General features: G+C 65.7%; 14 protein-coding genes. 9 read left to right on the top strand and 5 right to left on the bottom strand.

The annotated features are described in order from the left end of the window. Window positions 1–36: 36 nt before the first annotated feature. Window positions 37–483 carry a carboxymuconolactone decarboxylase family protein gene (locus J2850_RS23905; protein WP_209987400.1) on the bottom strand — a complete coding sequence of 149 codons (447 nt, stop codon included), beginning with the start codon at window positions 481–483 and terminating at the stop codon, window positions 37–39. A gap of 31 nt (window positions 484–514) precedes the next feature. Then, window positions 515–1,222: an RrF2 family transcriptional regulator gene (locus tag J2850_RS23900; protein ID WP_246513464.1), complete on the bottom strand. Its 708-nt coding sequence runs from the start codon at window positions 1,220–1,222 to the stop codon at window positions 515–517. Between the two features lie 144 nt (window positions 1,223–1,366). Here J2850_RS23900 and J2850_RS23895 point away from each other — a divergent pair, with 144 nt between their 5' ends. Together J2850_RS23895 and J2850_RS23890 are read left to right on the top strand one after the other, a co-directional pair. Next, the gene (locus tag J2850_RS23895; RefSeq protein WP_209987397.1) at window positions 1,367–1,864 is read left to right on the top strand and encodes a MarR family winged helix-turn-helix transcriptional regulator; all 498 of its coding nucleotides are present in this window, start codon (window positions 1,367–1,369) and stop codon (window positions 1,862–1,864) included. After that, window positions 1,861–3,555 (top strand): FAD-dependent oxidoreductase, encoded by a 1,695-nt coding sequence (locus tag J2850_RS23890; RefSeq protein ID WP_209987394.1) that lies wholly within the window; start codon window positions 1,861–1,863, stop codon window positions 3,553–3,555. The genes J2850_RS23895 and J2850_RS23890 overlap by 4 nt, the downstream gene beginning before the upstream one ends. Before the next feature lie 168 nt (window positions 3,556–3,723). On the opposite strand, the gene J2850_RS23885 is transcribed toward J2850_RS23890, so the two are convergent. Further along, a complete protein-coding gene (locus J2850_RS23885; protein WP_209987389.1) occupies window positions 3,724–4,428 on the bottom strand; it encodes an SDR family oxidoreductase in 705 nt (234 codons plus the stop codon). A 106-nt stretch (window positions 4,429–4,534) separates the two neighbouring features. Here J2850_RS23885 and J2850_RS23880 point away from each other — a divergent pair, with 106 nt between their 5' ends. Next, entirely contained in the window at window positions 4,535–5,410 is an 876-nt protein-coding gene (locus J2850_RS23880) for a LysR substrate-binding domain-containing protein (protein WP_209987386.1), read from the top strand. A gap of 139 nt (window positions 5,411–5,549) precedes the next feature. Here J2850_RS23880 and J2850_RS23875 read toward each other — a convergent pair whose 3' ends face one another. Next, window positions 5,550–6,137 carry a TetR/AcrR family transcriptional regulator gene (locus J2850_RS23875; RefSeq protein ID WP_246513462.1) on the bottom strand — a complete coding sequence of 196 codons (588 nt, stop codon included), beginning with the start codon at window positions 6,135–6,137 and terminating at the stop codon, window positions 5,550–5,552. Window positions 6,138–6,276: 139 nt separating this feature from the next. Here J2850_RS23875 and J2850_RS23870 point away from each other — a divergent pair, with 139 nt between their 5' ends. Then, on the top strand, window positions 6,277–7,002 hold the full coding sequence (locus tag J2850_RS23870) for an SDR family oxidoreductase (RefSeq protein WP_209987381.1): 726 nt from the start codon (window positions 6,277–6,279) through the stop codon (window positions 7,000–7,002). A 245-nt stretch (window positions 7,003–7,247) separates the two neighbouring features. On the opposite strand, the gene J2850_RS23865 is transcribed toward J2850_RS23870, so the two are convergent. Continuing rightward, window positions 7,248–7,733 (bottom strand): hypothetical protein, encoded by a 486-nt coding sequence (locus J2850_RS23865; RefSeq protein ID WP_209987378.1) that lies wholly within the window; start codon window positions 7,731–7,733, stop codon window positions 7,248–7,250. Between the two features lie 296 nt (window positions 7,734–8,029). On the opposite strand from J2850_RS23865, the gene J2850_RS23860 reads away from it, so the two are divergent. From J2850_RS23860 to J2850_RS23840, 5 genes are all read left to right on the top strand, one after another. Next, window positions 8,030–8,548 (top strand): hypothetical protein, encoded by a 519-nt coding sequence (locus J2850_RS23860; protein WP_209987376.1) that lies wholly within the window; start codon window positions 8,030–8,032, stop codon window positions 8,546–8,548. A gap of 358 nt (window positions 8,549–8,906) precedes the next feature. Continuing rightward, a complete protein-coding gene (locus J2850_RS23855; protein ID WP_209987373.1) occupies window positions 8,907–10,514 on the top strand; it encodes a hypothetical protein in 1,608 nt (535 codons plus the stop codon). Window positions 10,515–10,618: 104 nt separating this feature from the next. Beyond that, window positions 10,619–11,197: an RNA polymerase sigma factor gene (locus tag J2850_RS23850; protein WP_209987369.1), complete on the top strand. Its 579-nt coding sequence runs from the start codon at window positions 10,619–10,621 to the stop codon at window positions 11,195–11,197. Window positions 11,198–11,265: 68 nt separating this feature from the next. Beyond that, the gene (locus J2850_RS23845) at window positions 11,266–11,709 is read left to right on the top strand and encodes a hypothetical protein (RefSeq protein WP_209987366.1); all 444 of its coding nucleotides are present in this window, start codon (window positions 11,266–11,268) and stop codon (window positions 11,707–11,709) included. A gap of 111 nt (window positions 11,710–11,820) precedes the next feature. Next, window positions 11,821–12,279 carry a hypothetical protein gene (locus J2850_RS23840; protein ID WP_209987363.1) on the top strand — a complete coding sequence of 153 codons (459 nt, stop codon included), beginning with the start codon at window positions 11,821–11,823 and terminating at the stop codon, window positions 12,277–12,279. The last annotated feature ends 6 nt before the right edge of the window (window positions 12,280–12,285 follow it).

The raw sequence follows: 12,285 nt of genomic DNA, 5'->3' as shown, positions 1-12,285 counted from the left end.
CCCCCGCCCGGCGGACCGGATCAGGCGCGAGGCGGGTTACGCCTTGGCCGCCACCGGAAGGCGGAAGGGGGCGCCCAGCCGGTTGACGGCGTTGATCGCCGCGATCGCCACCGTCAGGTCGACGAAATCCTTCGGCTCGAACGCCGCCGAAGCCGCGGCGTAGGCCTCGTCGGACGCATGGGTTTCGCCGATGCGGGTCACCTCCTCGGTCCAGGCCAGCGCCGCGCGCTCCCGGTCGGAAAACAGGTGCGGAACCTCGTGCCAGACCGGGACCAGCGCCACCTTGTCCGCCGACATGGTCTTGCGCAGGTCGCGGCCATGCTTGTCGATGCAATGGGCGCAGCCGTTGATCTGGGACGCACGCAGGAACACGAGGTGGACGAGGTCCTCCGGAAGGTTCGTGCCCCTGGTGACATAGTGATAGAGGCCGCCGACGGCCTTCGCGCTTTCCGGCGCCACGTCGTACCAAGTCAAGCGTTCCATGTGTCAGCCCTTTCTGCTGGTGGTGGATGGTTCATTCCTCGCCGGTGCCCAGATCCGCACTGGGATCCGCACTGGGAACCGCACCGGGATCGCCCGGCTGTGCGGTTGCGCCGCCTTTGCGAAGCGGACGGCGCCCCGTCTTCACCGCGGTGATGCGTGCCGTTTCGCGGGCGGCGGCCCGGTCGCGGAACCAGTCGGCGACCAGCGCCTCGAACTCCGCCGGTCGCCCGCCCCGCGCGAGGTCGGCGAGGGTTGTCCTGGAAAGCTCCGACCGCATCTGCTTTTCGGCGCGGATCATCACGGCATGGATGCGGCAGACGCCCGACGCCGCCCAGGCGGGCGGCGAGCCGCCGAAGAGGATGCATCCGCGGCGGACCTCCTTGCAGTCGAACAGCTTGCGGCCGCCTTCGATCGCATCGACGACGTCGAGCACGGTCACCTGGGCGGGCGGCTTCGCCAGCGCGTAGCCGCCGCTGATTCCGTCGCTCGAACTGACGATCCCGGCCCTTTCCAGCTTCGGCATGATCTTCGACAGCATGGCCGCCGGGATCCCCTGCATCTCGGCCAGTTCGCGGCTGCTCGGGCGCTTGGGATGCTCGGCCAGCAGCCAAAGCACCGTGTGCAGGCCGTATTCGACCGACGCGCCGTAGAGGCTCGGCGCTCCCTTGCGCAGCCCGCCGGCTTCGCCATCCGCCATCTCGGCGCCGTCTTCCTCGGAGGGGTCCGGTTCAGGTGTCATAACGCAACCTAATCAGGTCTGCGTTATGAGTCAACGGCTGGAAACGCCCTCGGGACCCGCGGGCGATTTGGCGGGGCGGATGGAACCTGGCCGGCCCACCGCCGTTACGACAGCATGTTGTCATCACGACAGGGTGTTGTTCCGATGGGTGGCCCACCTGAGCCGGCCAGCGTCCGCGATCTGGTGCTGGCGGTGTTCGAGACCAACGGCCGGCTTGTCGGCGCCGGCAACGAGCTGGTGCGCCCGCTCGGGCTGACCGCCGCATGGTGGCAGGTCCTGGGCGCGCTGGGCTATTCGCCGACGCCGCTGCCGGTGGCCCACATCGCGCGCAACATGGGCCTGACGCGGCAGGCGGTGCAGCGGGTCGTCGACCTCCTTGCCGACCGCGGCCTCGTCAGTCTCGAACACAACCCGCATCACCGGCGCGCCAGGCTCGTCGTCCTGACCGCGGCCGGTCACGCCGCCCTGCATGCGGCCGAAGCCGCGGTCGTGCCGCTCGACGGCGCCATCCTCGAACGGATCGGCGCCGAGCGGCTTGCGGTCGCGGTCGCGGTGCTCCGCGAGATGACCTCGGTCATCGACCAGACCTTCGAGGCGGCGGCCACGTCCGCTCCGCCTCCCCCTTCAGAGGAAGCTCAATGAGCATTGTCACCGAACACGATCGTCTTGATGCGGAGGTCATCGTCGTCGGGGGCGGCCCGATCGGCCTGACGACGGCCTGCGCGCTCGCCCACCATGGCGTCGATTGCCTACTGGTGGAGCAGCGGCGGCAGCCGAAGGAGTATTCGCGGGCCAACAACCTTTGGGCAAGGCCCCAGGAACTGCTCGCCGGCATCGGTGTCCGCGACGCGATCGCGGAGAAGTCCTACAAGATCACGAAGATCAACACGCTCCTGAACGGACGCGCCGTCGACCCGATCGGGATCGCCGACGTCCCCAGCCCCTACGGCCCCGTGCTCTACAGCGGGCAGGACGTGATCGAGACCACCTTGTCGGAGCAGGTCGTGGCGAAGGGCGGCAGGATCGAACGCGGCCGCAAGGTGACCGGCTTCACGCAGGATGCGGACGGCGTTTCCGTCAGGATCGCGGCGGCGGACGAGGAGGACGAGGAGCAGGCCGTCGGGCCGGCCGCCACCCTGCGCTGCCGCTACCTGGTCGGTGCCGACGGGGCGAAGGGCTTCATCCGCAACGAGCTGGGCTTCGGCTTCGAGCCGGAAAAGCTGCCGAACTGCATGAACCGGCAGGTCGATGCCAAGCTGCACTGGCGACGGTCGCTGGATCGGGACCATCTCTGGTTCTTCTACTATCCCAGGGGCTTCTGCGGCGTGCTGCCGGTCTGGGAGGGCTATCACCGCCTGTTCTTTCTGGCCGACGACACCGGCATCCCCGACCGCGATCCGACGCTGGAGGAAATGCAGGCGATCGCCCGCGAGGTGACCGAGGACGAGACGCTGACGCTGACCGATCCGATCTGGCTGACGCACAGCCGCTTCCAGCACGGCACCGCGGCGCATTATGCCAAGGATCGCGTGTTCCTCGTCGGGGATGCCGGCCACCTGTCCCTTCCCGCCGGCGGCCAGGGCATGAACGCCGGCTTCCACGACGCGGTCGGGGTGGCATGGCGGCTGGCGATGGCCTTGCGGGGCAAGGCGACGCCGCTGCTGCTTGAGTCCTACGATGCCGAGCGGGGCGGCGAGCATCGGCGGCTCGACGCCCAGCAGGTCCGCGGCTTCCAGAACAGCGTCTATCGCGGCCCGGTGAAGGACGCGATCATGGACGTCGCCGCCCGGTTCCTGCCCAACATCGGCGCGCTGATCCAGGGCAGCGCCGATCTGCAGCAGCTCACGGTCGCCTATCCCGCCAGCCCGCTCAACGAGGACCATCTCGCCGGCGTGGCGGACGCGCTGCATCACCGCACGCCCAAGGCCGGCGACCGCGCTCCCGACGCGGCCCTGATCGCCGCCGACGGCACCTCGACGACGCTGTTCGCCCATCTCTACAATCCGGATGGCAGGAGCTGGGGCTGGTCGCTTCTCGGCTTCGACGGCCGCCAGGCGGACGCCCTGCCAGACCTGCGGCGGGCCTTCGCGGCGGTCGCCGGTTGGGGCTGGGTGCGGCCAAGGCTGGTGCTCGGGGCGGCGGTGCCGGAACCGGGCGACGCGGTGGCCCTGTCCGACCTGGACGGCGAGGCGCATGCGGCCTATGGGATCGGCGGCGACGGCGCCGTGGTCCTGGTGCGGCCGGACGGGCACATCGCGTACCGTGGCCGGATGGACCGGCCGGAGCCGCTGGCTGCCTACTGCGAGAAGCTGTTCGGCACGCCGGCATCGTGAGCCAGGATTGCCTCTCCCCCCGGCCGCGTTTCGTGGAAGGGGGCAGGGCCTGCCTGCGGGCGCCCCGGCCGGAGTGATCCGGGGAGTGATCCGTCTGAGTGATTGCCGGGGAGCCATGGCGGTCCGCCACGGCTCCCCTCCCGCCACCGGTTCACTCCCGCCACCGGTTCAGACGGCGCGCGTCACCCCGCCGTCCGCACGGATGTTCTGGCCGGTGATGTAGCCGGCGCCCTCCGACAGCAGGAAGGCGATGGTGGCGGCGATTTCCTCTGCCCTGCCATAGCGGCCCATCGGAACGCTGCCGCGCCGCTCGTCCGTCGCGGGAAGGCTGTCGATCCAGCCGGGCAGGACGTTGTTGATGCGGATGTTCTTCGCCGCATAGGTATCCGCGAAGATTTTGGTGAAGCTCGCCAGCCCGGCCCGGAACACCGCAGAGGTCGGGAACATGGCGGATGGTTCGAACGCCCATGCCGTCGAGATGTTGACGATCGCGCCGCCGCCCTGCGCCTCCATGATCGGCGTCACCAGCCTGATCGGCCGCACGGCATTCAGGAAATAGACCTCCATGCCCCGGTGCCAGTCCTCGTCCGAAATTTCTAGGATCGGCGCGCGCGGGCCATGGCCGGCGGAGTTGACCAGCGCGTCGATCCGCCCCCACCTCTCCATCGCCAGATCGGTGATCCGCCTCAGGTCGGCGTTCGACTGGTTCGAACCGGTCACGCCGACACCGCCGAGTTCCCGGGCGAGCGCCTCGCCCTTGCCCGACGAGGACAGGATGGCGACCCGATAGCCGTCCTGCGCCAGTTTCCGCGCGGCCGCTGCTCCCATCCCCGACCCGCCGGCGGTGATGAGAGCGACTTTTTCTCCAGACATGAAAGCCTCCGGCATCCAGATTTCGCCGGGATCATGCCATGGCGGCCGGCGGTCTTCCGCACCAGAAGGAAGCGCGCTAGCATGTAGAAAAACTACTGGCGCTCCTATGGTCTACCCTCGCCGCAAGCTGCCCCCGTTGAATGCCCTGCGCGCCTTCGAGGTTTCCGGCCGCCGGCTGAGCTTCCGCGCCGCCGCCGAGGAGCTCGGCGTCACGCAGGGCGCCGTTGCGCAGCAGGTTCGTGCGCTGGAGGATCAGCTCGGCATCGCCCTGTTCAAGCGCCAGCCGCGGGGCCTGTCCCTGACGCTGCCTGGCGCCGCCTATCTCGCCGACATGACGCGCGCCTTCGACATGCTCGGCGAGGCGACGGGGCGGCTGCTCGCGCGGCCGGGAACCGTGACGATCAGCGTCACCCCCACCGTTGCGACCAAGCTGCTGATCCCGCGCCTGGCCGAGCTCAACGAATCCCTTCCCGACGTGGAGCTGCGCACGGTCGCGACCGAGGCGCTGTCGGACTTCGACCGGGATCAGGTGGACATAGCGGTGCGGCTGACCCGTCCGCCCTTTCCGCCGGACCTGGAGGCGAGGCTGCTGTTCCGCCAGGAACTGGTGGCGGTCGCCAGCCCGCACCTGGTGAGGGGCGTGTCTCTTCCGCTGGCCGTCGAGCAGCTTCGGGAATTTCCGCTTCTGCATGATGCGCACGATCATTGGCCGGTGTTCCTGCGAACCGGCGGGAAGCTGCCGGGCGCCGTGTTCAACCAGACGGCGCTGGCGCTGGATGCCGCCCTGGCTGTCCAGGGTATCGCCCTGGCGTGCAGGGCCTTCGTGGTCGCCGATCTGGAGGCTGGACGGCTGGTGCAGGTGACCGATGCGACGATGATCGCGGAGCCCGGCTATTTCCTTGTCCGCAAACGCTCGTCATCGTCACGCAGGCCACTCGATGCGGTATGGGATTGGTGCGTGGCCCGCCTGTCGCTCGCCTAGGATGTGGTCGGTTCAAGCGGTGTCGCTGGAAGCGTGACCCAGGCCTTTGGTCCACTGTTATACCGCCGCCGGTTTTCCAACGGGGTGATCGATGGCCGCTTCACCGAAGCCATGATTGATGCCGCGGCCGAGGCCGCTGTCAGCCGCCAACGTCCGCGGGTCCGTGCCGTTTGCCGGCGCTGCTCAGGTAGGCGTGACACATCCGGAGCAGATGATCCCGAAGCGTCTCGATCGCTGCGGGCGGCAGATTGCGTTCGAAGGCGTTGCGGACCGTGCCGAAGATCACCGTTACGAGCGTCAGATTGATGCCGGCGAGGTCCTGCCCCGTCCAGTCGGAGGCGCTCGCCAGCATGGCAAGCGTGGCGGCGTCGACCCGCGCCGCGAAGTCCTCGATGAGCGCCTCGTTGTCGAGCTCGACGGCGGTGCGATACAGCGCGCGCGTGACATCCGCCCGCTCCGTTTTGGCCTTCCAGTAGGTTTCGATCAGCGCATCGATCATCACGCGCAGCGATACCCCATGATGGGCGAGGCAGGTCGCCTCGATCCTGTCCGCCAGAGCGTCCAGGTATCGTTCGTTGAGTGCGTAGAGCAGCGCCTGCTTGTGCGGAAAATACTGGTACAGCGTGCCTACCGAGACTCCCGCCCGTTCGGCAACGCGGGTGGTGGTCAGGCGGGGCAGGCCATCGGCCAGCAAAAGCTGAATGGTCGCTTCAAAGATCGCGTCCAACGTCACTCCGGCACGCGCCTGGCGCGGGCGTTTCCGGGCTTTCAGGTGTCGTGGTGCGGGGGGAGGCATAAGCGAATTCCGGAGCTGAATGATTCTTCATATCTTAGCCGTCACACGCAGGAGAATGAAGGAACAGCTCATGCCGAACGACGGTCGCATTGCCCTCGTGACGGGCGCCAACAAGGGCATCGGATTGGAGATTGCCCGCCAGCTTGCCCAGGCCGGCGTCCACGTCGTCATCGGAGCGCGCGATGGCGCCCGCGGCCGGGCAGCCGTCGGCACTCTCGCGTCCCAAGGGCTGACGGCGCAGTCTGTGCGGATCGACCTGACCGACCATGCCAGCATCTCGGCAGCGGCCGAGACCATCGGGGCGGAACACGGCCGGCTCGACATTCTCGTCAACAACGCCGGCATTGTCGATCCCGAGGATGGACCGCCCAGCATGGCCGCTCCGGAGGCGGCGCGGCGGATCATGGAGACCAACTTCGTCGGGACGCTGGCGGTGACCCAAGCGATGCTGCCCCTGCTGCGGAAGGCGCCGGCCGGCCGGATCATCAACCTGTCGAGTTCGCTGGGGTCGTTGACGGTCATGGGCGATCCGGCCTCGCCCTATTACTCCGCCCGGCTGATCGGCTACAACGCTTCGAAGGCTGCGGTGAACATGCTCACGGTTCAGCTTGCCGAGGAGCTGCGCGACACCGGCATCCTCGTCAACTCGGTAAGCCCCGGCTACGTGAAGACCGACCTCACTGGCCACACTGGCTTCATGACGCCGGAGGAGGGGGCTCGCCTTCCGGTTCGCCATGCGATGAGCGGCGACGAAACAGGTCGCTTCTTCGAACCGGACGGCGAAACACCATGGTGATGGCCGGATGCCGTAGCTCGGCTTGAGGACCGCCCCGCCGCTGCTGGAGCGTGACCGTTTCAAGCGGTCTCTGTAGCGGCCCGAGATCATCGGCGGCCGGACCCGAGATTCTGAGCGATTCCGGGACCGGATTGGCTGAGCCCGCTTCCCGGCCCCCTTCTGAAACAGGCTCTGAAGAAGCGGCGCCGGCCATCATGACAAGACGCAGACGAAGGCGGTTGTGCTGCCGTCGCCGCGCCAAGCCTTCATTTTAGCCCCCTGTCCGCCTTGTAGCGTTCCAGCAGGCCCTTCAACGGGGTGTGCAGAAGGTCGCCATTGATCCGGGGCGGCGGCCCGTAGCCGAACGTGAATTTATACCGGCCATCGCCCTCGATGGTGATGTCGGCGATCGTCCAGGGTTCCCTGCCTTCACGGCTCATCGCATCCCTTAAGGCGATAAGTTTCCGCTTCGTGCCCATGCTCATCCGGAAGCTCAGATCTTCAAGCGGTGCTCCGGGCCTGTGCGCCAACACTGCCGTCTGCGTGCTCGACCGCCGCCCTTCCTCGATCAGGAGTTCATGATTGACGGCGATGTGAACCCAATCGCGATCGCCCCACTCATCGTCATAAAGATCGCTGCTGTCGGCAACGATGCTACGGACGACATCATCCTGTAAGGACCCCACCGAGTCCGGCACAGCTTTGGAGGCCTCCTCATCCTTGTGCAATCCGGCGAACAGTCGCTTGAACATCTCATCCGTTTCCCTTGCCTGTTCCGACAGGTCAATCTGCGTCGGAAAACCCGGACTGTCCGGACCTGCATGATTCCGGAAAGAAGGACTGCGATCAGCCCGACGGAGGTCCGGTGCATTTCGGCCCGCCACTTCGACATGCATGTTCGACGCCGCTCAGGCTTGCGGTCTTGGTGGGTTCTGTTCTCACCCATCACGGCGAAGCTTTCCGCACGGCCAAGGATCGTCGCGCGCCCGCCGTCTCACCGAGGGAGTCACTGAAGAGGTTCCATGACATGGGCCGCTGGATACTCGCTTTGTTCGCCCTGTTCGGCCTGTTCGGCCTTGTCTTCGCTTGGCCCGGAGCCGCGGAGGAGCTGGATCTCAGCAAGCTCAGCAACCAAAAGATCATCGCGACTGCGCCCGAGCTTCATCCCTCGGCCCTTTATGTTCTTGCCGCGCGGCTACTTGCGCAAGGGAAAGGACAGGAAGCGGCGAACTGGATGTATGCGGGTCAGCTTCGCTACCGCATCCTGATTGCCACTGCGAAGCAGGCCGCCAGCGGCAACGACCGCGCGCTGTTCGGCGCCCTGACGGAACAGGTTGGCCGCCCCGTCAACGAATATATCGCCGGTGATCCCGACGAATGGATCGCTGCGATCAACTGGGCACTGGAATGGGATGACACCAACCCAAACGGGCTGGTGGACAAGACTGAACATGCGGCGATCATCAGCGAAATTCGCAAGAACTTGACGAAATTTCGTGACGACATTGATGGCCGCCGCGACGAGATCGCCCGCGAGCGCAGCAAGAATGGCCTGAAGAATCGCTGAACAACCGGGAAGCAAGCCATTCCGCTCCTCGTCGCCGTCCCCTGATCTTCACCTTGATTGGCATCGGTATGATTGTGGCTGACACGCCCGTGGCGCCCACCAAAAGGCCGGCCGTTGGTGACACCGGCGTTGACTGTTTCATGCTGTCCTGCCCTTGGCGCGGAATTCCGGATCCGGATGACGCATCGCGCGATCCGTTTCCCCCGCTTTGGAACTGGCAGGAACCGCCCGTGCTGGAAGCCTCGTCTCCCGACAGGACCGGGTTGGGCGAAACTTGGGGAGAAGGACGATGAGTGGCGAAAGACGGTACGCCCAACGGTCAAAACCTGCGGGTCGACAGGAACCTCGGAGACTCTTCATGAAACACCGTTTTGCCGGCGTCGTGTTGATCGCCCTTATGCCGGTTTATGCCCAAGCCGATGACGTCGCCGAGTTCACGGCGGAGCTTGGCAAGGTCATCGGGGCTTTCACGGCCACGGAGCTTTATGTGGAGCAGTGCAATCAGCGCGACCCTGCCGGTGGGGCCGGGCGTCGCGACATCCTTGCCGGCTGGTCATATGGGAATGGCAGATCGGGCTATGAACGGCTGATCGGCGCCATCCGCCACCGCATGCCCGAATTTGCCGGACAATACGACACCGGGCGGGACCGGCTGGCTGGGGTGATCCAGCAGGACCTCGAGAAGAACCCGCAACAATGCGACGATCTCATGAAGGTCTTCCGGGACGTCTTCCGGGACGACAGCCAGTTCTCCGTGCAAACAACCGTTCGCCGCCTCCTCCGCCGCGCGTCCGATCTCGGGATCGAGGTTCCAGACACTCCGAAAATCCTGCCCGGCCAGAAGCGCGTCGAGGATACGCGGATCCTGCGCCTGGCTGCTCTGTCTGCCCGGATCGAAGCCAAGATGGCCGAGATCGGCAGCAAGGAAGGCGCGCGCCGTTACCGCGACCTGAGACGCGCCCGCGAGGAGCAGGCCCTCAACTGGCTGATCGCTGATGGCATGCAGGTTCTCTACGGCCGCGTCACCGGGGACAGCGAGTTGCGTGAATGGCGCGGCGACCGGCAATCCTCCTTCAAGGTCGAATGCGACACCTTCGTCGATGGTACGCACGAAGCACGCATGGCGCAGGCCTTGGGGAAGGACCGCGTCGTCGCCGGCATGCCGCGCTCCGTTCTTGACGCCCATACCGGCGGAAAGCTGACGCTCACGAAATGCAGTCTCTTCACCCCGGAGGAAACCCGCCGCCCCTTTGTCGAGGAGGACGACACCGTCGGACTGATGCCGCGCCCCCTTGAGGAAAGCGAAGCCTATGCCGGCCCCAACAACGGTATCGCCCTCGGGGAGGTCGAGTCTGTTCTGTACGAATCCAGCTTCGACAACCGCTTGGATGGGTTCGGCAACGGCTATGTCGACCGTGAGGAAGCCGTCTACGTCCTGCTGCGGGACGGCACCGCCTACCGGCACGATTGGAGCTTTCCGTTCACGGATCTCGCGGTGCAACGGTCGAAGGAGCGCGAGCCGCACCGCTGGTTCACTTGGAAGGAGCGTGGCGGGAAGGTGACGCTGACCCACAGCCGCGGTGACGACGAGGGACGCACGGTCGAGCTGGAAAAGCCGCAACGCCTGCGCCCGATGACGGCATCGCGCTTGAAGGCGAGCTACCACTATCTTCAGGTCGGGATGGGCGGTCACAGGCAGGATCGGCGCTACACCTTCAGCAAGGATGGGATGGTCACCTACCATCGAAGCGGTTTCGTCGCCGGCAATGTCGCGACCAGCTACATCATGGTTGCCCCTCCCGACGAAGCGGAGGTCACCGCCCGTTACCGCTTTGAGGATTATGCGCTGATCCTTGAACGGAACGGAGAGGTCGAGCGCCATTTCTTCGCTGTCCCCGAAAGCACGGACAAAGCCCTGCCCGACACGGTTCTCGTGCGCGGGGAAGCGTACTGGCTGGAGGATTGAATGGGAAACGCCACCTCCTTCGAGATCCCGACGCCGATCGGTGATGTCCGGGAAGTCACGGGAATTGGACACAGGTGTATTGATTCCGCTAAAAAAGCAGGGGGATGTGCAAGGCGGAGGACAAGGGCGGCGTGCAGGAGCATATCGCAGATGGAGCACCGGGGACCGACGATCCCATGTCTCTCGTCCGGCAGGCGCAGACTGGCGACGTCGCCGCCTTCGAGCGCCTCGTCACCCGGCATTACCCATTCATCTACAGGACGGCGTTCCGATGGCTCGGCTGCAAGACCGACGCCGAAGACGTGACCCAGACGGTCTGCATGCGCCTTGCCACCATCCTCCCGTCCTTCGACGGCCGGGCCAGCTTCACCAGTTGGCTGTATCAAGTCACGCTGAATGCGGTGCGGGACCTGCTGCGCAGTCAGGCGCGCGTCAACCGCCAGGCGGCCGAGGTCGCTTCGATGGCCACCGAGGGAAGCGACGGGGATCAGGAAGACGCGCTGCATGTCGCCGACATCTGGCGGAAGGTCCAGGAACTGCCGGAGAAACAGCGCGATGCGGTCATGCTCGTCTATGGCGAAGAGATGAGTCACGCCGAGGCCGCGCGGATCATGCGGTGCAAAGAGGTGACCGTTTCCTGGCATATCCACAATGCGCGTAAAACGCTGAGAGGCCTTCTATGAGCCGGCAAAAAGACAGTTCGCTATCGCGCCTGCTCCGTCAGGAGGTTTCCGAACCGGACCCGGCACGGATGCAGGCCACCATCCGTGCGAGTACGGACCTGTTCGCGCGCGAGGTGCGGCGGCCTGCTCGCAACACGCAGACGCCGCCCATGACAGGAGGCCCAGCAGCTCCGGCTTTTCCGATCGAACACTACAGTTTTGAAGGTCTGGAGCTCGACCTGCACAACATGCCGGAGGCCGCTGAACTGCTTCTGCTCGAAGGCGGCAGCGAGGAGCGGCTGGGTGTCACGAACAAAAAAGAAAGCCAGCGAATCGCCCTTTTCGATGCCTTTCGCGAGAAGACCGCCAACGGACAGGACATGGTCGTGGTATGTTCCGGCATGGGTTCGAATCAGCGCTGGGACGTCTTCCTTCGCAGCGAGCAGGGCTATAGCCGCTCGATCGATCTGTCCCTCCGTATCCAGCATGCGCCCAACCGTGACGACGCACGGCAGGGCCTGCAACAACCCTGATCACAACCGCAGCCCACGCGAAATCGCAATCAGCCACCAAGCTCTCTGCGTGCCGGTACGTCTCATCGAGAAGATCATCCGCTCCCCACGATCCCGAAGGAAGCCACGCCGATGATTGCACGCCTAAAGCACGTGACTGCCTCAGCGGCCGTGATGCTCCTCGCCCTGCCTTTTGCCGTGGCCATCCTCCTCGGCAGCGCCTCGCCCGCCTCCAGCCAGTTCATCGACAATCTCGACATCCACCTTAACCAGCAATTGTGGAACCGGCATCAGAACCACCAGAATGCGGAACGGCAGCGGGTGCCGAACCGCGATGCCGGCGGGGAGAGGTCGACACGGCCCAACAAAAGCGCACAGACGCGCGGCGAACGTCCCGACACCGCCGTGATCCAACGGCTTCGGAAAAACATCAGGACGCTGGAAGCGCGTATCCCTCAGGGGCGCAGGATCGCGGTGGCAAAAGACGGCACGGTCTATATCCATGTGGCCGGCCGCGTCGACGAAAGAGCCGTCGTAACGTTTGCCGAATCCCTTCTGAAGACGAAGGTCATCCTGAAGCAAATGCCCTGAGACGGA

The organism is Azospirillum picis (assembly GCF_017876115.1).
In the GTDB taxonomy this organism is placed as follows: Bacteria; Pseudomonadota; Alphaproteobacteria; order Azospirillales; family Azospirillaceae; genus Azospirillum; species Azospirillum picis.
The sequence above is the reverse complement of the archived record's forward strand: the minus strand, read 5'-3'. Positions and strand labels throughout refer to the sequence as shown.